At 72.4% G+C, this 21,961-nt stretch carries 21 protein-coding genes; 9 read left to right on the top strand and 12 right to left on the bottom strand.

What is annotated here, in order from left to right:
* Positions 1–18: 18 nt before the first annotated feature.
* Positions 19–1,740, bottom strand: a complete 1,722-nt coding sequence (locus tag EV383_RS06510; RefSeq protein ID WP_130289066.1) for an MFS transporter — start codon at positions 1,738–1,740, stop codon at positions 19–21.
* Positions 1,741–1,790: 50 nt separating this feature from the next.
* Here EV383_RS06510 and EV383_RS06515 point away from each other — a divergent pair, with 50 nt between their 5' ends.
* Positions 1,791–2,303, top strand: coding sequence for a DUF2127 domain-containing protein (locus tag EV383_RS06515; RefSeq protein WP_242622933.1), 513 nt, complete (start codon positions 1,791–1,793; stop codon positions 2,301–2,303).
* On the opposite strand, the gene EV383_RS06520 is transcribed toward EV383_RS06515, so the two are convergent.
* The 5 genes from EV383_RS06520 to EV383_RS06540 all read right to left on the bottom strand — a co-directional run bounded on the left by EV383_RS06520 (position 2,289) and on the right by EV383_RS06540 (position 7,337).
* A complete protein-coding gene (locus tag EV383_RS06520; RefSeq protein ID WP_130289068.1) occupies positions 2,289–3,347 on the bottom strand; it encodes an NAD(P)-binding domain-containing protein in 1,059 nt (352 codons plus the stop codon). The genes EV383_RS06515 and EV383_RS06520 overlap by 15 nt on opposite strands.
* A gap of 159 nt (positions 3,348–3,506) precedes the next feature.
* On the bottom strand, positions 3,507–4,466 hold the full coding sequence (locus EV383_RS06525; RefSeq protein ID WP_242622934.1) for a threonine ammonia-lyase: 960 nt from the start codon (positions 4,464–4,466) through the stop codon (positions 3,507–3,509).
* Between the two features lie 129 nt (positions 4,467–4,595).
* Positions 4,596–5,531, bottom strand: a complete 936-nt coding sequence (locus EV383_RS32010; protein WP_130289069.1) for a vWA domain-containing protein — start codon at positions 5,529–5,531, stop codon at positions 4,596–4,598.
* 62 nt (positions 5,532–5,593) lie between these two features.
* Positions 5,594–6,505, bottom strand: coding sequence for an AAA family ATPase (locus EV383_RS06535; protein WP_242622935.1), 912 nt, complete (start codon positions 6,503–6,505; stop codon positions 5,594–5,596).
* A 4-nt stretch (positions 6,506–6,509) separates the two neighbouring features.
* Positions 6,510–7,337, bottom strand: a complete 828-nt coding sequence (locus EV383_RS06540) for a mycofactocin-coupled SDR family oxidoreductase (RefSeq protein ID WP_130289070.1) — start codon at positions 7,335–7,337, stop codon at positions 6,510–6,512.
* 219 nt (positions 7,338–7,556) lie between these two features.
* Here EV383_RS06540 and EV383_RS06545 point away from each other — a divergent pair, with 219 nt between their 5' ends.
* Entirely contained in the window at positions 7,557–9,221 is a 1,665-nt protein-coding gene (locus tag EV383_RS06545; protein WP_165438254.1) for an AMP-binding protein, read from the top strand.
* 137 nt (positions 9,222–9,358) lie between these two features.
* A complete protein-coding gene (locus EV383_RS06550; RefSeq protein ID WP_242622936.1) occupies positions 9,359–9,994 on the top strand; it encodes a DedA family protein in 636 nt (211 codons plus the stop codon).
* Here the strand turns inward: EV383_RS06550 and EV383_RS06555 are convergent.
* The gene (locus EV383_RS06555) at positions 9,991–11,607 is read right to left on the bottom strand and encodes a class I adenylate-forming enzyme family protein (protein ID WP_130289073.1); all 1,617 of its coding nucleotides are present in this window, start codon (positions 11,605–11,607) and stop codon (positions 9,991–9,993) included. The two genes, EV383_RS06550 and EV383_RS06555, sit on opposite strands and share 4 nt — an antisense overlap.
* A gap of 96 nt (positions 11,608–11,703) precedes the next feature.
* On the opposite strand from EV383_RS06555, the gene EV383_RS06560 reads away from it, so the two are divergent.
* The 6 genes from EV383_RS06560 to EV383_RS06585 all read left to right on the top strand — a co-directional run bounded on the left by EV383_RS06560 (position 11,704) and on the right by EV383_RS06585 (position 16,661).
* Positions 11,704–12,147 carry a hypothetical protein gene (locus tag EV383_RS06560; protein WP_130289074.1) on the top strand — a complete coding sequence of 148 codons (444 nt, stop codon included), beginning with the start codon at positions 11,704–11,706 and terminating at the stop codon, positions 12,145–12,147.
* Entirely contained in the window at positions 12,144–12,545 is a 402-nt protein-coding gene (locus EV383_RS06565; protein ID WP_242622937.1) for a MaoC family dehydratase, read from the top strand. The genes EV383_RS06560 and EV383_RS06565 overlap by 4 nt, the downstream gene beginning before the upstream one ends.
* 43 nt (positions 12,546–12,588) lie before the next feature.
* On the top strand, positions 12,589–13,974 hold the full coding sequence (locus tag EV383_RS06570) for a phytoene desaturase family protein (protein ID WP_130289075.1): 1,386 nt from the start codon (positions 12,589–12,591) through the stop codon (positions 13,972–13,974).
* A gap of 2 nt (positions 13,975–13,976) precedes the next feature.
* Positions 13,977–15,098 (top strand): LLM class flavin-dependent oxidoreductase, encoded by a 1,122-nt coding sequence (locus EV383_RS06575; protein WP_130289076.1) that lies wholly within the window; start codon positions 13,977–13,979, stop codon positions 15,096–15,098.
* Positions 15,095–15,478 carry a nuclear transport factor 2 family protein gene (locus EV383_RS06580; protein ID WP_165438255.1) on the top strand — a complete coding sequence of 128 codons (384 nt, stop codon included), beginning with the start codon at positions 15,095–15,097 and terminating at the stop codon, positions 15,476–15,478. Before EV383_RS06575 ends, EV383_RS06580 begins: the two co-directional genes overlap by 4 nt.
* Positions 15,479–15,674: 196 nt before the next feature.
* The gene (locus tag EV383_RS06585) at positions 15,675–16,661 is read left to right on the top strand and encodes an LLM class flavin-dependent oxidoreductase (RefSeq protein WP_130289077.1); all 987 of its coding nucleotides are present in this window, start codon (positions 15,675–15,677) and stop codon (positions 16,659–16,661) included.
* A gap of 50 nt (positions 16,662–16,711) precedes the next feature.
* Here EV383_RS06585 and EV383_RS06590 read toward each other — a convergent pair whose 3' ends face one another.
* From EV383_RS06590 to glpK, 5 genes are all read right to left on the bottom strand, one after another.
* A complete protein-coding gene (locus tag EV383_RS06590) occupies positions 16,712–17,278 on the bottom strand; it encodes a DinB family protein (protein WP_130289078.1) in 567 nt (188 codons plus the stop codon).
* Between the two features lie 281 nt (positions 17,279–17,559).
* Positions 17,560–18,138 (bottom strand): DinB family protein, encoded by a 579-nt coding sequence (locus EV383_RS06595; protein ID WP_130289079.1) that lies wholly within the window; start codon positions 18,136–18,138, stop codon positions 17,560–17,562.
* 100 nt (positions 18,139–18,238) lie between these two features.
* On the bottom strand, positions 18,239–18,466 hold the full coding sequence (locus tag EV383_RS06600; protein WP_242622938.1) for a hypothetical protein: 228 nt from the start codon (positions 18,464–18,466) through the stop codon (positions 18,239–18,241).
* A gap of 106 nt (positions 18,467–18,572) precedes the next feature.
* Positions 18,573–20,285, bottom strand: a complete 1,713-nt coding sequence (locus tag EV383_RS06605; RefSeq protein WP_130289080.1) for a glycerol-3-phosphate dehydrogenase/oxidase — start codon at positions 20,283–20,285, stop codon at positions 18,573–18,575.
* Positions 20,286–20,434: 149 nt separating this feature from the next.
* The gene (gene glpK / locus EV383_RS06610; RefSeq protein WP_130289081.1) at positions 20,435–21,949 is read right to left on the bottom strand and encodes a glycerol kinase GlpK; all 1,515 of its coding nucleotides are present in this window, start codon (positions 21,947–21,949) and stop codon (positions 20,435–20,437) included.
* Positions 21,950–21,961: the final 12 nt, after the last annotated feature.

The raw sequence follows: 21,961 nt of genomic DNA on the forward strand, positions 1-21,961 counted from the left end.
GACGAGGGTGCCGCTCGTTCAGGTGCGGGCGGGCTCGGGGCGGGCGGGAGTGGGCTCCGGGGTCTCCTCGTGCTGGTACCTGCCCCCGCGCAGCAGGGACGACACCGCGGCGATCAGGCAGGCGACCGCGGCGAAGCCGAGGGCGAACGTCAGGCCGTCGGCGAACGGGCCGGAGATCAGCTGCGGGAAGAACTCCCGTCCGGTGAGGAACTGCGCCTGTGCCGGGCCGAGCCCGGCCAGCACCTGCGGCCCGAGCAGGGTGGCGATCGGGTTGTAGCCCAGCAGGGCCGCGAACAGCGTCCCGACCGGCGGCAGGTCCGCCACCTGCTGCGCCGCCGCGGCCGGCACGCCCTGCGCGGTGAGCCCGGCGAACATCGTCTCCGGCAGCGACGTCGACAGGCCCAGGATCAGCATCGAGAAGAAGACGCCGATCGAGAGCACCGTCGCCGCGTTCTGGAACGTCGAGGTCATGCCGGCGCCGACGCCGCGCTGGTCCGCGGGCAGCGAGTTCATGATCGCAGCACGGTTCGGCGAGCTGAACAGGCCCATGGCCAGGCCGTTCACGGCCAGGATCCCGGCGAACAGTCGGTAGTCGAAGTCCACCGGCACGGCCAGCAGGGCCAGGAAGCTCGCTGCCGCGACGACCATGCCGATCGTGGCGAACGCGCGTGCCCCGTAGCGGTCCGAGAGCACCCCGGACACCGGTCCGGCGACGAGGAAACCGATCGTCAGCGGCACCATGTAGATCCCGGCCCACAGCGGCGTCGACTCGAACGCGTAACCGTGCTCGGGCAGCCAGATGCCCTGCAGCCAGATGATCAGGATGAACTGCAGCCCGCCGCGTCCGAGCGCGGCCAGCAGGTTCGCGACGTTGCCCGCGGTGAACGCACGGATCCGGAACAGGTCGATGTGGAACATCGGGTCCGCGACCCGGCGCTCGATCCGGGCGAACACGCCCAGGACCAGGATCCCGCCGATGATCAGCGTCAGGACCAGGGGACTGGTCCAGCCCATCACCTCGCCGCCGTAGGGCTGGATGCCGTAGGTGATGCCCATCAGGACCGCGACCAGCCCGACCGCGAACGTCGCGTTGCCCCACCAGTCGATCCGGGCGGCCCTGCGGACGCCGGTGTCGTGGAGCTTGAGATAGGCCCAGACCGTGCCGAACACCCCGACCGGCACCGACACCAGGAACACCAGATGCCAGTTGATCGGTGCCAGCACGCCGCCGACGACCAGGCCCATGAACGAGCCGGCGATGGCCGCGACCGAGTTGATGCCCAGCGCGAGCCCGCGCTGGTGGGTGGGGAAGGCGTCGGTGAGGATCGCCGTCGAGTTCGCCAGCAGGAGCGCGCCGCCGACGCCCTGCAGCACGCGCATCACGATCAGCCAGATCGCCGCCGCGTCGCCCTGCATCCAGGTCGCGGCGAGCAGCACCGAGAACACGGTGAACACCGCGAAGCCCAGGTTGTACATCCGGGTCCGGCCGAACATGTCGCCGAGCCGGCCGAAGCTGACCACCAGCACGGCCGTCACCACGAGGTAGCCCATGATCAGCCAGAGCAGGTAGTCGATGTTGTCCGGGGACAGCGGGTTGATCCCGATGCCGCGGAAGATGTCCGGCAGGGCGATCAGCAGGATCGACATGTTGATCGTCACGATCAGCACGCCGATGGTCGTGTTCGACAGCGCGATCCACTTGTAGCGGGTCGGGTGCGGTGCGGCGGATTTGTTGAGCATCGCTAATGATGTTACGCCGCAACGATCGGCGGGGTCTAGTCTCGGATCCCGTGCCGAGCCGAGACCCGATCACCACGCGCGGATCGCGGCGCACCGAGCAGCTGTTCAGGATCGCGCTGTTGGTCAAGGGCGTCGACGGGGCCGCGGAGCTGCTCGGCGCGGTCGCGCTGCTGCTGATCTCCGGGGACCTGGTGAACCGGCTGGTCACCGACGTCCTGGCCCGGGACCTGCTCGGCCCGCCGGACGGGTCGCTGGCCCGGCACTTCGTGTCCGGCACCGCCGAGTTCGCGTCCGGGAACCGGACGTTCGCGATCGTCTACCTCGCCCTGCACGGGGTGGTGAAGCTGCTGCTGGTCGCCGCGCTGCTGCGCAGGTGGGTGCCGATGTACCCGGTGGCGGTCGTGGTGCTCGGCCTGTTCGTGGTCTACGAGGTCTACCGCGCGTTCACGACGGGCTCGGTGCTGCTGCCGTTCCTGGCCGCACTCGACGTCGCGATCATCGTGATCGTCATCCGGGAGTACCGGGCGCTGCGGGTCGAACGAGCGGGATCAGGCGGCGGCTGAGGTGCGCAGCAGGGCCAGGACCTCCCGGGCCGCGGCCCGCCCGGCGCGGTTGGCGCCGATCGTGCTGGCCGACGGGCCGTAGCCGACGAGGTGCACGCGCGGGTCGGCGACCGCCCGGGTGCCCTCCAGCGCGATCCCACCGCCGGGGCCGCGCAGTCCCAGCGGCGCCAGGTGCCCGACGGCCGGCCGCCAGCCGGTGGCCCAGAGGATCACGTCCGCGTCCTCGGTGCTGCCGTCCTCCCAGGCCACGCCGTCCGGGGTGATCCGGTCGAACATCGGGTGCCGGTCCAGGACGCCGGTGCGCAGCCCCTCGGCGACGGCGTCGGTGCGGGCGAGCCCGGTCACGCTCACGACGCTCTCCGGCGCCAGCCCGGCGCGGACCCGTTCCTCGACCCTCGCCACCGCGGCCCGTCCGTGCTCGGCGTCGAACGGCCCGTCGAAGAACTGCGGTTCGCGCCGGGTCACCCACGTCGTCGACGACGCGTGCGGCGCGATCTCCAGCAGCAGCTGCACCGCCGTCGTCCCGCCGCCGACGACCACGACGCGCTTCCCGGCGAAGTCGCCCGGCCCGGGGTAGTCCACGGCGTGCAGCTGCCGGCCACGGAACGTCTCCGCGCCCGGGTAGTGCGGGAGGAACGGGCGCGTCCACGTGCCGGTGGCGTTGATCAGTGCACGGGCCGTCCAGGTCCCGGCGTCGGTCTCGACACGCAGGTCCGGTGCGTCGTCGTGGACGGCCGTGACGTGCACCGGGCGGCGGACCTGCAGGTCGAACGCGTCCTCGTAGGCGGCGAAGTACTCCGGGACGACCTCCTTCGCCGGGCGCTGCGGGTCGTCGGGGGAGAAGACCATGCCGGGCAGGTCGTGGATCCGGTGCGCGTCGTCGACCCGCAACGTCGGCCAGCGGTGCCGCCATGCCCCGCCCGGGCCGTCGTCGCCGTCGAGGACGACGAACCCCGCCCCGGGTTCCAGCCCGCCGCGCCGCAAGCCGCTCGCGGCGGACAGACCCGCCTGCCCGGCTCCGATCACCACCACGTCCGTGCGCATGTCGGCTACAACGCGGTGGGCCGCCCGTGCAGTCCCGGCGGCGGTGATCGACGGTCGAGGTCGAGGTCGGGCCACCGCTGGCCCGGATCTGCCGTTGCCGGATCCCGGTCACCGGGGTGGGTGGCCGGACCCCGGATCGCCGGGCCGTCCACTCGTGGATCAGGGATGGGCGATCCGGTCGGCGAGGTCGGCGACGGTGGTGTTCCCGCCGCAGACGACGAGGCCGAGGCGGGCGTCGTCGACCTGGGCCAGGACGCGGCGCGCCGCCGGGAGTAGGCATCCCGCGGCCGGCTCGCCCCAGACCTTGCCGTGCTCGGCGAGGTCGACGGCCCCCTGGACGGCCTCGGCGTCGGAGACCACGAGCACGTCGTGCACCAGCTCGCGGACGTGGTCGTAGGTCAGCTGCGACACCGACGGCGCGCTGAGCGTCGAGACGATCGAGCTCAGCGACACCGGCGTCGGGCCGCCGACGCGCAGGGCGGTCGACATGGCCTCGGCGCCGACCGTCTCCACACCCCACACCCGCACGCCCGGGACGAGCGCCCGCACCGCCGCGGCCACGCCGGAGATCAGCGCGCCGCCACCGATGCTCACGAGCACGTCGGTGACCGGCGCGGGGAGGTCCCGGACCATCTCCAGACCGACGGTGGCCTGCCCGGCCAGCACGACCGGGTCGTCGAACGGGTGCACCAGCGTCACGCCGGCGGCCTGCAGCTCGGCGGTCAGTGCGAACGCGCCCGCCATGTCCGGGGTGAGGCGGACGTCGGCCCCGGCGTCGCGGGCGATCTGCACCGACCGGGCCGGCGCCGACTCCGGCATGACGACGGTCGCGGCGATCCCCAGCGACCCGGCGACGTCGGCGAGCGCGATCCCGTGGTTGCCCCCGCTGACCGCGACCAGGCCGGCGTCGCGCTCGGCCGGGGACAGCGTCGCGATCTTGGCCAGCACGCCGCGCGGCTTGAACGACCCGGAACGCTGCAGCAGCTCCAGCTTCGCCGTCACCGGTGCCCCGAGCAGCGCGGAGAGCCCCGGGCTGTGCACCGTCGGGGTGCGCACCACCTGCCCCGCGATCCGTTCGGCCGCCGTCGTGATGTCGTCGAGCCCGATCAGTTCCGCCACTCCCGCACGCTAGCCCGGTGCGGCGGGCCCGGTTCACGGCGCCGGTGATCGTCACGGTGGGAGCGGGACCGACCACCTGGGTCGCTTCCGCTCCCACCGCCGCGATCACCGCCGATGGCGCGGTTCGGGTCACCCGGCGAGGAGGCGGTTCAGGGCGGGCGCGACGTCGCGGTGGGTGGCGACCGGGGCGTAGCGGCCGTGGCCGAGGCGGGCCATGTCCTGGGCCAGCGGGGCGTCGTGCTCGCCGTCGGTCTCGCACAGCACGTGCAGCTCGCCGAACCGGCGCGCGATCTCGCGGGGGTCCGGCCCCGCGTTGTGCACGGCGTCGGTGAGCAGCACCGCGGTCCGCCGGCGCGCCGAGGAGCGGTTGAGCTCGGAGTGCGCGACGGACAGCCCGAAGCCGACGTTGGTCAGTCCCCGGGCCGGGATCCGCAGCAGCTGGTCGAGCAGCTTCGACGGCGCCACCCGTGTCTGGAGCGGCTTGAGCAGCGCCGCGTCGGACCAGAACGCGACCAGGGCGAGCTGGTCGCCACCTTCTCCGCCGCCCAGATCAGCGGACAGGGCGGCGACGGTCGCCGCGGCGATCCGCACCTTCTCCCCGCGCATCGACCCGGACACGTCGACGATCAGCACCGCGGCGCGCCGGGACCGCATCCGCTCGCGGACGACGATGTCGGTGTCCTCGGGCACCGGGCGTTCGGCGAGGATCTCGATCGTGCGGTCGAGATCGATGTCGTCGCTGCGGTAGCGGTAGGGGACCGAGGCGAGCTTTCCGGCGCCGCGCTCGGCCCGCGGGTCGCGCGGACGCCGCCGGATCGCCAGGCGCCGGGCGATCCGCTGCGCCATCCGGGATACCTCGCGGTCGGGCGTGCGATCTTCGAGCAGCTCGTCGAGCCCGCGGACCGTCGCCGACTGCGAGGTGACCAGCAGGCCCTGACCGCCCGCGGCCTCGACGTCGGCGCCGCCGTCGCCACGGGTGTCCCCGAGCTCGACGACGACCGGCGGCCCCGGCCCGTCCTGGAACAGCGACGGCGCCTCGCGCAGCTGCTTGGGCTTGCGGCGCAACGGCTCCAGTGTGCGTCTCTCACCGCTGTCGGCGGTGGGCAGCGAGACGGCGTTGTCGACGTTCAGGCGGTGCGGACCCGGCGCTGCCCGCCGGGGGAGGAGAAAAAATGGTTCTCCCAGATCTCGGTGACCACCTGTTCCGGGCTCGCCTCCGACGCCTCGTCCACCCCGACCCGCGCCGAGAGCGACAGCAGCGCCGCGTCGAGGACCAGGTTCTCCCGCGACGAGTACGTGTCCAGCTTCTCCAGCTCGACGGCGATCGCGACCATGTCGATCGCCCCGCGCACGCTGGAGCCGCGGCGCAGCTCCGGGTGCGAGCGCGTGGCCCGGGTGATCGCGACCGCGTCGCCGATCAGCGTCGCGTCCTCGCTCCCGGTGCGGACGCCGACGATGCCGACCTCCTCGGCCTCGTCCTGGTAGCCGACGGCGAGGCGGCACCAGCGGTCGTAGACCGAGTCCGAGATCCGCGCGGTGCCGACGTTGTCGAACGGGTTCATCGAGGCCAGCACGCGGAACGTCGGCTCGGCGCGGATCGTTCCGACCCGGGGGACGGCGACCTCGCGCTCGGCCATCGAGGCCAGCAGCACGTTGAGCGTGTCCTCCGGCGCCCGGTTGAGCTCCTCGATGTAGAGGAACCCGCCCGAGCGCATCGCCTCGACCAGCGGGCCGGCGACGAAGTTGTCCTCGCTGTAGTCCTCGCGCAGCACCCGCGCCGGGTTGTGGTGTCCGACCAGGCGCGCCGGCGTCAGCTCCGCGTTGCCCTCGACCAGCACGAACGGGATGCCCCAGTTGCCGGTGATCGCGCGCAGCACGGTGGACTTGCCGGTGCCCGGCGGGCCCTCCAGGAGGATGTCGCGCCCGGCCGTCACCGCGGCGAGGACGAGGTCGAGCTCGCGGCGCCGCCCGACCAGGCTCTCGGCGATTCCGTCACGCCGGGCCCGGCCGGTGGAGATTCCCGTGGAGGTCGGCGTCACGCACTCATCCTGTCTTCTCGCAGAAACCGGCGTCGACCTTGAGCTGCTGGCCGGTGATGTAGCGGGACTCGTCGGAGGCGAGGAAGAGCACGGCGTTGGAGATGTCCACCGGCTCCACCCACGCGACCGGCAGGGCGTTCATCGAGGCGAAGGCCGCCGCGAACCCCTCCTTGCTCGGGTCGTCCGGGCTCATCAGCGAGTACAGCGTGGGGTTCTGGATCATGTCGGTGTCCACCGACGTCGGGTGGATCGTGTTCGCCCGGATGCCGTGCTGCGAGACCTCCTGCACGAGCGTGCGCATCAGGCCGACGACGCCGTGCTTGGCCGCGGTGTAGTGCGCGAAGTTGCCGAAGCCCATGATCCCGGCCGTGGAGCTGGTCATGATGATCGATCCGCTGCGGCGCTCGATCATGTGCGGCAGGACGGCCTGCACGGTGCGGAAGACACCGGTCAGGTTGACCGCGATCATGTCGTCCCACAGCTCGTCGGTGATCTCGGTGTAGGGCGCGGTGGAGAAGATCCCGGCGTTCGCGCAGACGACGTCGATGTGCCCGAACTGCGACAGGCCCTCGTCGACGGCGGCCGTGAGCTGGGCGCTGCTGCGGACGTCGGCCTCGCGGGCGACGATCCGGCGGTCCAGCTCCTCGATCTGGGAGACCGTCTGCTCGAGGTCCCCCGGCGACGACATCGGGTACGGCACCGTGTCGATCTGCTTGCACAGGTCGACGCCGATGATGTCGGCGCCCTCCTGGGCCAGCCGCAGCGCGTGCGAGCGTCCCTGTCCCCGTGCCGCCCCGGTGACCAGTGCGACCTTGCCGTCCATGCGTCCCATGAGAAGACCCCTCGGATGTGCCGGACGACGGTGGCCACGCTGCCACCGTCGGGTCGCCCGGCTCCCCCTTGCTACCAGCACGATCGAACGCCGCACAACGGGTCGTCGCAGGCCCGGGGGAAGCAACCACCAAACGGCGGGTAGACGTTGCGGGAAACGGGTGGCGAGAATCCCCGGCGCCGGGACGTCCCGTCCGGTCCACCCCGAGGAGGCTCCACCGTGGCACCGACGAACGCACCGGGGGAGCGCCGCTGGATCGAGGTCTCGACGCTCGGCGACCTCGTGGACCGCCGCGCCGCCGAGCGCCCGGACGGCGAGGCGCTCGTCTTCCCCGACCGGCGGGCCACCTACCCCGATCTCTCCGCACGTTCGCACGAGCTCGCGCGGGGCCTGGCCGGGCTCGGGGTCGGCCGGGGCGACCGAGTCGGGATCCTGCTGCCGGCCTCGGTGGACCTCGTCGCGGTCCTGCTGGCCGCGGTGAAGCTGGGCGCGGTCGCGGTGCCGGTCAACGCGCGGTTCCGCAGCACCGAGCTGGGCCAGATCGTCGCCCACTCCGGGATGGCGGTTCTGGTGACGGCACCCGACCATCTCCCGCTGGTGACCGGCACGCTGCCGGACCTGGCCGCGCAGACGCCGGGCGATCTGGCCTGCGCGTCGGCCCCGGAGCTGCGGCACGTGCTGCTGCTCTCCGGCGAGCACCCCGGCTGCACCGGCGCGGACCGGCTCGAGGCGGGAGCGGTGCCCGGCGCCGACGTCCGGTCCGAGCAGGAGTCGGTACGGGTCCGGGACACCGCGGTGATCGTCTACACCTCGGGCACGACGGCCGCGCCGAAGGGCGCGATGCTCTCGCACGAGGCCCTGGTGCGGCTCGCGACCGGCATCGGGGACCGCCTCGGCTACACCCCCTCCGACCGCGTCTGGACCGCGATCCCGCTGTTCCACGGCGGCGGTATCACGTTCGCGCTGAGCTGCCTGGCCGCCGGTGCGACGTTCGTGCACCCGGGCTTCTTCGACCCGTCGACGACGCTCGAGTACCTGCGCGACGAGCGCGTCACCGTCGCGCTCGCCGCGTTCGAGACGATATGGATGCCGGTGCTCAACCGGTCCGACTTCGCGGCGTTCGACCTGTCCGGGATCCGGGTCGTGATGGCCGTCGGCGTGCCGGAACGGCTGCGCGACATGGCCTCGCGGCTGCCGGGCGCGACGCACGTGTCCTGCGTGGCGATGACCGAGTCGTCGGCGTTCCTGACCCTGAACCGCCTCGACGACCCGCCGGAGGCCCGCGCCACGACCGGCGGGCACCCGATGCCCGGCATGCGCTGCCGCGTCGTCGACCCGGAGACCGGGCTCGACGTCGCGCCCGGAACGCTCGGCGAGCTGCTCTTCCGCGGCCCCAACGCCTTCGACGGCTACTTCCGAGACCCGGAGCAGACCGCCGCGGTGTTCGACCACGAGGGCTGGTTCCACAGCGGGGACCTCGTCGTCGCCGACGCCGAGGGGCGGCTGTCGTTCCGCTCGCGGCTCAAGGACATGCTCAAGGTCGGCGGCGAGAACGTCGCCGCGGCCGAGGTCGAGGGGTTCCTGCTCGGGCACCCGGCGGTGGACATGGTCGCGGTCGTCGCCGCGCCGGACGCCCGCTACGTCGAGGTCCCGGCCGCGTACGTCGTGCTCAAGGCGGGCGCGCAGGCGACGGAACGGGAGCTGGTCGACTTCTGTCTGGGCCGGATCGCGACCTACCGCGTGCCGCGCTACGTGCGGTTCGTGACCGAGTACCCCATGTCCGGAACGAAGATCAAGAAGTTCGTGCTGCGCGAGCGGATCGCGGCCGAGCTCGCCGCGGCGGGGATCACCGAGGCGCCCCGCGTGCGCGTTCCGGCCGGGTAGGGCATACCCCCGGAACCGGACCCGAAATGCCGGAATGGTCCGGGGTCTCGGTACCGTCGGAACAGTCCCCAGCGACGTGCCCTGCTGCCCCCGGCAGGCCGACGAAGGAGCATCCCCTGCTCGCCCACATCCTCGACATGCTGGCCGGTATCCCCACCTGGATCGTCGTCCTGGTGGCGGCGCTGGCCGCGCTCGGTGAGACCACGATCGGGCTCGGCCTCGTCCTTCCCGGCGAGTCGGTCCTCGTCGCCGCCGCGATCGCACTGCCGAACCTGGGCGCGGCCGTCGTGGCCGTGTTCGTCGTGGGGTTCGCGGCCGCCTGCGGTGACGCGATCGGCTACCTTCTCGGCCGCCGCTTCGGACCGCGACTGCGGGCGTCGAAGCTGGTCGGCAAGGTCGGGCGCGACCAGTGGGACCGCACCGGCGATATCCTGCGACGCCACGGCGCCTGGGCCGTCCTGGGCGCGCGCTTCCTGCCCGTCGTCCGCACGCTGACCCCCGCCGCGGCCGGCGCCTCCGGGCTGCCGCTGCGCCGCTTCCTCCCGGCGAGCCTCGCCGGTGCGTTCCTGTGGTCGGCCACGCACGTCGCGGTCGGCTTCGGCGCCCGCGGCTCGGCGCTGTGGTTCGAGCGGACGTTCGGCATCGCGGGGTGGGTCGTCCTCGGCTCGCTCGGGGTGATCGGGACCGCGGTGTGGCTGCTGCGCCGCCGTCGCCAGGCTCGGACCGCGCCGGTGACGACGCCGGAGCCGGTGGCCGTCGGGGCCGGGGACTAGGGACCCGCGGACACGGGCGGTGCCACCATCCGCGGCGCCTCGGTGATCCCGCGCCGTTCGAGCTCCTCGGTGATCAGCGCCCGGAGGCGGAACTTCTGCACCTTCGTCCCGGACATCGGCCAGTCCTCGACGAACCGCACGTAGCGGGGCACCTTGTAGGTGGCCACCGCGCCGAGGCAGAACCTGATCAGTTCCTCCTCCGAGGCGGCGGCGCCGGGCCGGAGCTGCACGAACGCGCACGCCACCTCTCCGTAGCGCGCGTCCGGGGCGCCCACGACCTGCACGATCCCGGCCGCCGGGTGCTCGGAGAGGAACCCCTCGATCTCCGCGGCGGCCACGTTCTCCCCGCCCACCTTGAGGATGTCTCCGAGCCGGGTCAGGAACCGCAGCCGGCCCTCGGCGTCGGCGACGACCTGGTCCCCGGAGGCGAACCAGCCGTCGGCGTCGATCCGCTGCGCGGTCAGCTCGGGGTCGCGGTGGTAGTGCGACAGGCGTGACCCGCCGCGGAACCGGAACTCGCCCGGCACACCCGGCGCGACCTCGGCCCCGGTCTCCGGGTCGACGACCCTCGCCTCCATGTGACGCAACGGCCGCCCGCTCGTCGTCGCGCGGACCTCGGCCGGGTCGTCCGGCGAGCCCACGCAGCAGAACCCGAACGACTCGGTCATGCCCAGGCACGACAGCTGCACCGCCTGCGGCAGCCGGGCCTGCATCGACCGCATCCGCTCCGGCGCGCCCACGTTGATCACCATCCGGAGCGCGGACAGGTCCGCGGCGGCGAAGTCCGGGTGGTCGAGCACCGGCAGCCAGATCGTCTCGAACGCGGGGAACCCGACCGTGCAGCGCTCGTCGACGAGCTGGCGCAGCGCGTGCCCCGGCTCGAACGTCCCGACGTGCACGAACCCGCAGTGCCCGGCCAGTGCGGCCAGCGCGACGTCGAACCCTCCGCAGTGGAACATCGGCAGCGGCGTCCAGAACCGGTCGTCCGGGGTGAGCTGCAGGCGTTCGGCGACGGCCTCGCCCTCGGTGACGAGCGAGGAGTGGGTGTGCACGCAGCCGCGCGGACGCGAGGTGGTCCCAGAGGTGTAGAGCATGAGGTTCGGGTCGTCGGCGGTCAGGGCGGCGCGGGCCGCCGCCGGGCCGGCCGGGTCGGTGCCGTCCGCGGCCGCGTCGAAGCTCCTCCGGCCCAGCCGTCCGCCGGCGTCGGTGTCGCGGTCGAGGGTGACGACGGTGTCCAGCTGCGCGCCGTCGTCGCCCGGGAGGTGCCCGGTGAGCACCGGCTCGAACGCCGAGGTCGTGATCAGCACGCGCAGCTGCGCGTCGGAGATCACGTAGGCGATCTCGCGGGAGCGCAGGCGGACGTTGAGCGGCACCGCGACGGCGCCGACCGCGCTCGCCGCGAGCCAGAACCGCAGGCTGTCGATGCCGCCGTGCAGCAGCAACCCGACCGGGTCGCCGGGGCGGACACCGAGCGCCCACAGGCCGCGTGCGACCCGCTCGACCTGCGCGTGCAGCTCCGGGTAGGAGGCCCGGCCGTCCGGGAACACCACGCCCTGGCCGGGGGTGTCGGCGGCCCGCGCGTCGAGCAGATCGGGGACGGTGGGGTCCGGCATCGTCGCGCGTCCTTCCAGCCTGTCTAACGGTCGTTTGACAAGCTACCGAGGTCCGCCGAAGGTGGACAAGACCGACGTCGAGGAGGCCCGCGGGCAGTGATCACCGAGGACGAGCTGTCGGCGCTGGTCGGGCACCGGATGCCCGGGGGGCGGGCGCGGATCGAGCCGTACGTCGACTGGCTGACTCGTGACGTCGTCGGGGCTCCGCAGCGCGCGCCCGGCGACGACACCGTGCATCCGGCCGTCGCGTTCCTCGTGGCCCAGGGCAACGTCGGGCTCGAGCTGGAGGAGGTGTTCGCGCTGTTCGGTGCACGGTCGCAGGACGGTCCGATGCTGGGGGAGTGGTCGGTGGACTTCGCCCGACCGCTGCGCACCGGCGTCGACTACGACGTGACCTGCCGGGTGGACCGGGTGAGGCGCAAGCGCGGGGCGCGGACCGGCGTGTTCGACCTCGCCACCGTCGAGATCGGGCTCGACGGCCCGGACGGGGCTCGGCACGCCACCGTCCGTCCGACCTACGTCTTCCCGCGGCGCTCGTGAACGTCGGCGACGCGCTCCTCGACCTCGTCGTCGAGTCGGTGGACCCGGAGCGGATGAAGACGATGGCGGCCCTGCTCCGCGACCCGAACATGATCCATCTGGAGCCGGCCGAGGCGGCCCGGCACGGCCTCGGCGACCGGGTGGTGAACCAGGGCCCGATCAACATGGGCTACGTCCAGACGATGCTCGCCCACGCCGCCGGCGGGGTGGACCGGGTCCGCGCGACGGCGTTCCGGTTCCTGGCCAACGTCCACGCCGGCGACCGGGTCGTCGCGGGCGGGCGGGTCACCGCCGTCCGGGACGGCGAGGTCGACTGCGAGGTGTGGCTGGACGTCACCGGCGGGGCTCGGGCACTGTCCGGGACGGCGACGTTACTTGCGCCGCCGCCGGCGCCGTGACAGTGTAAAACGGTCGTTTGGTAGACGCACGGATCGGAGCATCATGCCCAGCTACGACGTCGTGGTGATCGGAGCCGGGGCCGCCGGGCTGACCGCCGGTGCGCTGCTGGCCAAGGAGGGCAAGCGCGTCGTCGTGCTCGACCGCAGCCCCTACCTCGGCGGGCGCGCGATGGCCGTCCCGGACGAGGGCTTCACCGTGAACCTGGGCGGGCACCTCATCGAGGACGGCGGGTCGGGCATCACCAAGGTGTTCGAGCACGTCGGCAAGAAGCTGATCCACGGCGAGGTCAGCAACGACATGCCGATCTGGGAGAACGGCAAGGGCTGGGGCTCGATCCGGGACCGTTACACGGACAAGGACGAGCTGAAGAAGGTCATCAAGGCCCTCGTCGAGACGCCGTACGAGGATCTCGACGACTGGGACGACCGGTCCCTGCGCGAGTGGATCCACCAGTACACCGACGACCAGGGCGTCGTGGACCTGTTCGAGTTCATCTCGGTGCTCGAGTGCATGACCGACAACTGGTACGACCACTCGGCCAGCGACAACCTCTACGTCCGCAAGATGCACTTCGAGGAGCGCAACACCGCCGCCTACTCGTGCTGGCCGGGTCAGGGCTGGGACGGGATCTGGCGCGACCTCGCGGACGCGATCACCGAGAACGGCGGGGAGCTGCGGCTCGGGACGTCGGTCGAGCGGGTCGTGATCGAGAACGGCGCCGTCAAGGGCGTCGCGGTCGGCCGCGAGCCGAAGGTGCTGCCGAACGAGTTCTTCGAGGAGGAGATCCTCACCGCCGATGCGGTGATCTCGACGCTGCCGGTGTGGAGCGTGCTCAACGTGGTCCCGCGGCGCGAGCTGCCCGAGTGGTACGCCAGCCAGATCGAGTTCCTGGCCCAGGACAAGTTCCGGATCGCCTGGCTGGGCCTTTACCTGGCCACCGAGGAGCCGGTCACGCAGTTCGACCCGCGCGAGCTCGCGACCTGGACCGCCACGCCGTCCACGGACTGCTCCGGGTTCATGTTCGACCAGTCCGCGATGGACCCGTCGTGCTCGCCGGAGGGCACCCACCTGCACGTGATGGGCGCGATCATCCCCGGCGCGAAGGGCCGCGACGCCCAGTGGTGCCGCGACACGATGCAGGCCTTCGAGAACGACGTCGAGACGATGTGGCCGGGCTTCGCGAAGCCGATCTGGCGCCGCCGGCACCTGGTGTTCGAGCCCAGCTTCGGCGTGATCCAGATGCCCGGGCTGGTCGGGAAGTACCGCCCGCACTGGCGGGCCCCGAACGTCGAGGGGCTGTGGTTCGCCTCCGAGACGTTCCGCAGCCGCGGCATCGGCACCGACCGCGCCGCCCGCGCGGCCCTGACCTGCGTCGAGGACTACCTCGGCGCTCGGATCCCGACCTTCGGCGACGGGTGGAGGTACTAGACGTGGAGCGCCTGCAGCTGGGGGTGCCGGGGCAGATCATGCCGCCGGCCGACCGCGCGGTGAAGTTCGCGCAGCGCAGTGAGGCCGACGGCTACGACGCCGTCTGGTGGCCGGACCACCTGATGGGCTGGCACGCCGACACGATGTGGACGCCGGACCTCACACCGCTGGCCGAGGTCCAGGCCAACCCGCACACCTACTTCGACCCCATGATCATGATGGGTGTGGTCGGGGCACAGACGTCACGCATCAAGGTGGGCGTCGTCGTGACGGACCTGATCCGCCGCAACCCGGCGATGGCGGCGTCGACGGCACTGACGCTCGACCACGTCACGCAGGGCCGGGCGATCATCGGTCTGGGCAGCGGCGAGAAGCTCAACGTGACGCCGTACGGGATGAGCTTCGACAAGCCCGTCGCCAAACTCTCCGAGGGCATCGACGTGATGCGCCTGCTCTGGGAGGCCGACGGCCCGGTGAGCTTCGACGGGCAGTTCCACACCCTCGACTCCGCCGTGCTGGGCCTGCAGCCCTACGGCGCGGAGCCGCCGGAGATCTGGACGGCCGCGCACGGCCCGCGGATGTTGCGCCTGACCGGCACCAAGGGCGACGGCTGGCTGCCCACCAAGATGACCGCGCCGGACTACGGCAAGGCGTTGACGACGATCCACCAGGCCGCGCAGGACGCGGACCGGGACCCCGCGAAGATCACGCCCGGCATGCTCGGCTACATCCTGATGGGACCCGACGAGGAGACGGTCCGCCGGCTCACCGAGGCCCCGCTGGTGCGCGCGCTGTGCGTGTTGCTGCCCTCGCAGGTGTTCCGCGACCTGGGCGTCGAGCCGCCGCTGGACGGCGGGCCGGGCGGGTCGGGCTTCCACGACTTCATCCCGTCGACGATCGAGCGCGCCGAGTCGTTGCGGATCATCGACGCGATCCCGCCCGAGGTGGTGCGGCACTACGCGTTCTGCGGGACGCCGGAGCAGGTGGCCGAGGAGCTCTACGAGTACCGCGAGGCGGGGCTGGAGCACCTGGTCATGTGGAACATCACCGCGTTCGGCGACCCGTCGCTGGCCAAGTGGTCGTTCCAGGCCATGGCCGAGCTGAAGAAGCTGGTGGGCTCGTGAGCCGGGCCGCGGTCGAGGGGTACTTCGCCGCGATCAACTCCGACTCCTTCGCCGACCTCGCCGACGTGTTCGCGCCCGAGGTGGAGATCCACACCGTCGGTGCGGAGCCGGTCGTCGGCCGCGAGGCCGCGCTGGCGCACTTCCCGGTGGTCCTGTCCGGCTACGCCACCCACGACGACCACGTCACCCGCTGGATCTCCGGTGTCGACGACGGCAGCGCCGACGCCATCGTCTGCGACATCGCCTTCTCCGGGACCCTCACCGACGGCCGCGAGATCCGCTTCGACGCCCTCGACGTGTTCGACGTCCACGACGGCCTGATCACCCGCGTCACCACCTGGTACGACACCCGCCTGGTGGCCCGCCAGGTCCGAGGATGACCCCGTCCCACCCCAGCGACCGGCACTTTCGTCGCAACCTGTGCGACGAACGTGCCGCTCGCCCACCCGGGACGGGCGCGCCCGGCGATCGGGGCCCCCTCCCCGGGCCACGCCCGGCCGGATCCAGCGAACGGCACTGTCGTCGCAACCTTTCCGACGACAGTGCCGCTCGCTTGCTCGGGCGGGGTGGGGACCGGTGAAGCTCGGGGTCACCATGCCGATCGACGACGGGTTGGGGGTTCCGGAGTACGTGCGGCTCGCCCGGGCCGCGGAGGACTGCGGCTACGACTCCGTCTGGGCCGGTGAGGTGGCCGGGCCGGAGGTGTTCTCCCTGCTCGGGGTTCTGGCGGCGTCGACGGCGCGGGTACGGCTCGGGACCGGGATCGCGTCGGTCTACCCGCGCTCGCCCGCACTGGCCGCGATGGGTTTCGCGACGCTGGCGTCGGCCGCTCCGGGACGGATCCTGGCCGGGATCGGCGCGAGCAGCCCGATGATCGTCCGCGACTGGCACGGCCGGGACTTCGACGCACCGCTGGCGACGATCGAGGGGTACGTCGCCGCGCTGCGGTCGGCCTGGGCGGGGGAGCGCGTGCACGTCGAGCACCCGCGCACGCACGGGTTCCGCGCGTCGCTGCTCCCGCCCGCACCACCGCCGATCGTGCTGGCCGCGATGAACCCCCGGATGCTGCGGCTCGCCGGACGGATCGCCGACGGCGTGTTCGTGACCTGGTGCCCGCCGGACGAGGTCGAGTCCCGGCTGGCGTACGTCCGGGAGGGCGAGCGCGAGGCCGGGCGGGAGCCGGGCAGCGTCTGGGCGATGGCGTCGTTCTGGGCCTACGCCGGTGACCGCACCGACGAGGCGATGACGCGGATGCGCCGTCTCGTCCTGCAGTACGCGATGGTGCCGACGCACCGGGACTCCTTCGCCGGCGCGTTCGCCGACCTGGACCGCGCCACCGCGCTCTGGACCTCCGGAGACCGGGCGGGCGCCCTGGCCCTGGTCCCGGACGCGGCCGTGCACCACCTCTGCGCCGTCAGCGACGGGTCCGACGTCGCCGGCCGGGCCGCGGACCTGCGCACGGCCGGAATCGAACTCCCGGTCCTGCTCACCCCGGGCGCGGTCCCGGGCGACCTCGAAGGCCCCCTCCAGACCATCACCCGCACCGCCGACGCCGCCCTCTGAGCCCGCTGCCCGCCCCTGCCCCGCCACCTCGGCCCGGCCGGGTGAGGCGGTCAGCCCATCGACTTCTGGCCGTCGAGGGTCTCGCGGAGGATGTCGGCGTGGCCGGAGTGCTGGGCGGTCTCGCCGATGATGTGGGACAGCGCGTGCCGGGCGCTCCACCGCGTGCCGGCCGGGAACCAGGGTGCGTCCGGGAGCGGGTACGCGACGTCGAGGTCGACGGTCGCGACGAGCGCGTCGGTCCGCGCCGCGACCTCGTCGTAGCGGGCGAGGAGACGCTCCAGGGTGTCGCCGTCGTCGAGGGTGAAGTCGTCACGCTCCGCGTCGGTGTCCGGCGACCACTCCGCCCAGCTTTCGGAGCCGGCCACGACCCCGGTCAGGATGAAGTCGACCCAGCCCGCCTCGCACTCGGCGACGTGCTTGAGCAGCCCGGCCAGGGTCAGCGCGCTCGCGGTCGGACGGCGACGGGCGTCGTCGTCGGAGAGTCCGCGCACCGTGTACCGCAGCAACATGCGGTGCTTGGCCAGGGTCTCGAGCAGCACGGCCCGCTCCCCGGTCGGTTCACCTCCGGCGTCGGTGAACGCGTCGACGAGGGTGGTGGCGGACGTCGTGTCGCTCATGGGTCTCTGCCTCTCGTGGAGCCCGCCCGGGTCGTCCCCGGCCTGATGAGAACGACGGTAGGCCCCGATGAGGACACCTTCGGTCCTCGTCGGGTAGATCGAGTCGGACGCTGTTGCGGCCGCACACGTGCCGCTTCCGTGTCGCGCCACCGCACGAAAGCTCCATGAGTGCGCAGCCGGGGTGCGTCCGATCCCGCTCGGGTTCGGGTGGTGAGGTGGTCCGGACGTGCGAACGCCCGCGCAGCGGGGGCTGCGCGGGCGTCGGTCGAGCGGGTGGGGGCTCAGCCCATGGTCTTCTGACCGTCGATGGCCTCGCGGATGATGTCCGCGTGTCCGGCGTGCTGGCTGATCTCGGCGAGCATGTGGATCGCCACACGGCGCACCGACCAGCGCGCGCCCGGCTCGAACCACGGTGCGACCGGGAGGTCGTGGGCGCTGTCGAGGTCGGCGGTGCGCAGGACCTCCTCGGTCCGCGCCGCGACCTGATCCACCCGGGCGCGGAGAACGTCGAGGGTCTCGTCGTCGGAGAGGACGAACCGGGTGTCCTCCCACTCGACCTCGCCCCAGCTGTCGTCGGCGTCGATCGCGTTCCAGTCGACGTCCGAGCCCTCGCCACCCTCGAACGCGGCCGCGCCCTCGACGGCGAAGCGGAACCACTGCTCCTCGGTGTCCGCGACGTGCTTGAGCAGCGACGCGATCGTCAGCGCGCTGACCGTGCTCTTCGTGCGCGCCTGCTCCTCGGTCAGCCCCTGCGCGGTCTGCAGGAGGAAACCGCGGTGTCGCTCGAGGGTCGTCAGCAGCTCGGCGCGCTCGCCGGTGAGCTGAGAGCCGGTCGTGGCGGAGGTGGAGGGAGCGTTCATCGGGTTCTGCCTCTCTCGTCGAGCGGAACCGGGTATCTCGGTCCGTTGAGGAGAACGTTACGACCCGATGCGGACACCTTCTGTCCGCATTAAGAGGAGTTCAGCCGGATTCCTCGCGCGCGTCGAGCTCGGCGACGGCGTCGTCCCAGCGGGTGCGACGGTCGTCCGTCGACAGGTCCCACCACGGGTCGCCGCGCTCGCCGAGTCCCCGTTTCGCGATCCCGACCCTCTCGCGGGCGGCGGCCACGGCGTCGTCGTCGCCGGCCTTCTTGCTCGTCCGGACGGCGGAACGGGCGACGCCGAGGTGGTGCTGCAGCGTCGCCCGCACGTCGTCGGGGATCTCGGGATCGGTGGCACGCCACCGGCGACCCCCGACGACGATGTAGCGGCCGTCGGGGGTGCGCTCGGGTTCGGTGCCGATGGGGAGGCCCGCGTCAGCCGCTGACCGGCACGACGTCCGGTGCACCCAGGCGGGCGGCGTCGGCCGTGGCGTCGTCGGGCATCTTCTGGCTCTCCCGCTCGGCCTGCACGCGCTTGCGGTAGTGGTCGACCTCGCGTGCGATCTGCTCGTCGTCCCAGCCGAGCACCGGCGCGACCAGGCGCGCGACCTCCTCGGCCGCACCCTCGCCCCGGTCGAACGTCTCGATCGAGATCCGGGTCCGGCGGGCCAGGAGGTCCTCCAGGTGCCGGGCACCCTCGTGCGAGGCGCCGTAGACGGCCTCGGCGCGCAGGTAGTCATCGGCCCCGGTGAGCGGCTCGGCCAGTGTCGGGTCCTCCACCAGCAGGTCGAGCACCTCGTCGATCAGCGAGCCGTACCGGCCGAGCAGGTGCTCGATCCGGGCCGGGTGCAGGCCGCTGCGTGCCGCGAGCAGCTGCGTCGAGTTGCGCAGGGCCGAGTAACCCTCCGCGCCGAGCAGCGGGACGTCCTCGGTGCAGGACTCCGGCACCTTGGCGTCGAGCGAGTGCACGGCCGCGTCGACGGCGTCCTTGGCCATCACGCGGTAGGTCGTGTACTTGCCGCCGGCCACCACGACCAGCCCGGGCACCGGCGTCGCGACGGCGTGCTCGCGGGAGAGCTTCGACGTCGCCTCCGACTCGCCCGAGAGCAGCGGCCGCAGTCCGGCGTAGACGCCCTCGACGTCCTCGTGCGTGAGCGGCTGCTCCAGCACCCCGTTGACGTGCTTGAGCAGGTACTCGATGTCGGCCGCGCTCGCCGCCGGGTGGGCCTTGTCCAGGTCCCAGTCGGTGTCGGTGGTGCCGATGATCCAGTGCCGGCCCCACGGGATCACGAACAGCACCGACTTCTCGGTGCGCAGGATCAGCCCGGCGTCGCCGCGGATCCGGTCGCGCGGGACGACCAGGTGGATGCCCTTCGACGCGCGGACCTTGAACTGCCCGCGCTCGTTGGCGAGGCCCTGGGTCTCGTCGGTCCAGACGCCGGTGGCGTTGATGACCTGCTTGGCGCGGACGTCGATGCGCTCGCCGGACTCGAGGTCCTGCACGGTCGCGCCGACGACGCGGCCGGAGTCCTTGAGCAGCCCGACGACGCGGGCCCGGGTCGCCACGTGCGCGCCGTAGGCGGCCGCGGTGCGGGCGATCATCATCGTGTGGCGGGCGTCGTCGACCTGCGCGTCGTAGTACTCCAGGGCGCCGACCAGGGCGTCCTTGCGCAGCGACGGCACGACCCGGCGCGCTCCGGCGCGGGTGAGGTGACGGTGGTGCGGCAGCCCGCGCGAGCGCCCGGACAGCAGCCCGAGCGTGTCGTAGAGCGCGACGCCGGCACCGGCGTAGAACCGCTCCCACACGTGGTGCTTGAGCGGGTAGACGAACGGCACCGGGCGCACCAGGTGCGGCGCGAGGTGCTGGATCAGCAGCCCGCGCTCCTGCAGTGCCTCGGCGACGAGGCGGAAGTCCAGCATCTCCAGGTAGCGCAGGCCACCGTGGATCAGCTTGGAGGATCGGCTCGACGTGCCGGACGCGAAGTCCCGCGCGTCGACCAGCCCCACCGACAGTCCGCGGGTGGCGGCGTCCAGCGCGGCACCGGAGCCGACGACCCCACCACCGACGACGAGGACGTCCAGCTCACCGGATCCCATGGCCCGCAGGGCCCCGGTACGGGCCTGCGGGGAGAGCGCGACCGACTTCATGATCTGACCTTCCCGACTGCTGGTCCCGGCCGGGCCGTGGTCGGCCCGGCCGGGAATGGATGCGCCGTGTCCGGCGGGTCCCGCCGTGCACGGTGTCTGACTCCGGGATACCCCTCGTGGGACGTACCCACCCGGAATCGCGCTGTCTTCTACCCCACGTCCACCCAGTCGAGCGTGCGCTCGACCGCCTTCTTCCACCGGCCGTAGCCGTCCTGGCGCTGCTCCTCGCTCCAGTGCGGCTCCCAGCGGCGGTCCTCGTTCCAGTTCTCGCGGAGTTCGTCGGTCGAGGACCAGAACCCGACGGCCAGACCGGCCGCGTAGGCCGCGCCCAGCGCCGTCGTCTCGGCCACCACCGGGCGCGAGACCGGGACGCCGAGCACGTCGGCCTGGATCTGCATGCACAGCTCGTTGGCCGTCACGCCGCCGTCGACCTTGAGGGTCTCCAGCGGGACCCCGGAGTCCGCGGACATCGCGTCGGCGACGTCGCGGCTCTGGTAGCAGATCGCCTCCAGCGTGGCCCGGGCCAGGTGTGCGTTGGTGTTGAACCGCGACAGCCCGACGATCGCGCCGCGCGCGTCGCTACGCCAGTAGGGGGCGAACAGGCCGGAGAACGCCGGGACGAAGTAGACGCCTCCGTTGTCCTCGACCTGCCGGGCCAGCGACTCGCTCTGCGACGCGCCGGAGATGATCCCGAGCTGGTCGCGCAGCCACTGCACGGCCGACCCGGTGACCGCGATCGAGCCCTCCAGGGCGTAGACGACCGGCTCGTCGCCGAACTTGTAGCAGACCGTGGAGAGCAGGCCGTTCTCCGAGCGGACCAGCTCGTTGCCCGTGTTGAGCAGCATGAAGTTGCCGGTGCCGTAGGTGTTCTTGGCCTCGCCGGGGGCGAAGCAGACCTGGCCGACCGTCGCCGCCTGCTGGTCGCCGAGGTCGCCGGTGATCAGCACCTCGCCGCCGAGCGACCCGGCGCGGGTGGTGCCGTAGCCCTCGGTCAGCGAGCTGGGCTTGATCTCGGGCAGCATCGAGCGCGGGACGCCGAAGAAGCCGAGCAGCTCGTCGTCCCAGTCGAGGGTCTCGAGGTTCATCAGCATCGTGCGGCTGGCGTTGGTCACGTCGGTGACGTGCACGCCCCCGTTCACCCCGCCGGTGAGGTTCCAGATCACCCAGGTGTCGGTGTTGCCGAACAGGGCGTCGCCGCGCTCGGCGGCGGCGCGGGCGCCGTCGACGTTCTCCAGGATCCACTGGATCTTGCCGCCGGAGAAGTAGGTCGCCGGCGGCAGGCCGGCCTTGCGGCGGATGACGTCGCCGCGGCCGTCGCGGTCCAGCGCGGTGGCGATCCGGTCGGTACGGGTGTCCTGCCAGACGATCGCGTTGTAGAGCGGGCGCCCGGTCTTGCGGTCCCAGACGACGGTGGTCTCGCGCTGGTTCGTGATGCCCAGGCCGACCAGGTCGTCCGAGGAGAGCTTGGTCTTGTTCAGCGCGGTCTGGCAGACGGCGTTGGTGCGCTCGATGATCTCCACCGGGTTGTGCTCGACCCAGCCGGCCTGCGGCAGGATCTGCTCGTGCTCGAGCTGGTGGCGCCCGACCTCGTTGCCGCCGTGGTCGAAGATCATGAATCGCGTGCTGGTGGTGCCCTGGTCGATGGCTCCGACGAACTCTGCCATTGAGTTCTCCCT

This window comes from Pseudonocardia sediminis, assembly GCF_004217185.1.
Lineage (GTDB): Bacteria > Actinomycetota > Actinomycetes > Mycobacteriales > Pseudonocardiaceae > Pseudonocardia > Pseudonocardia sediminis.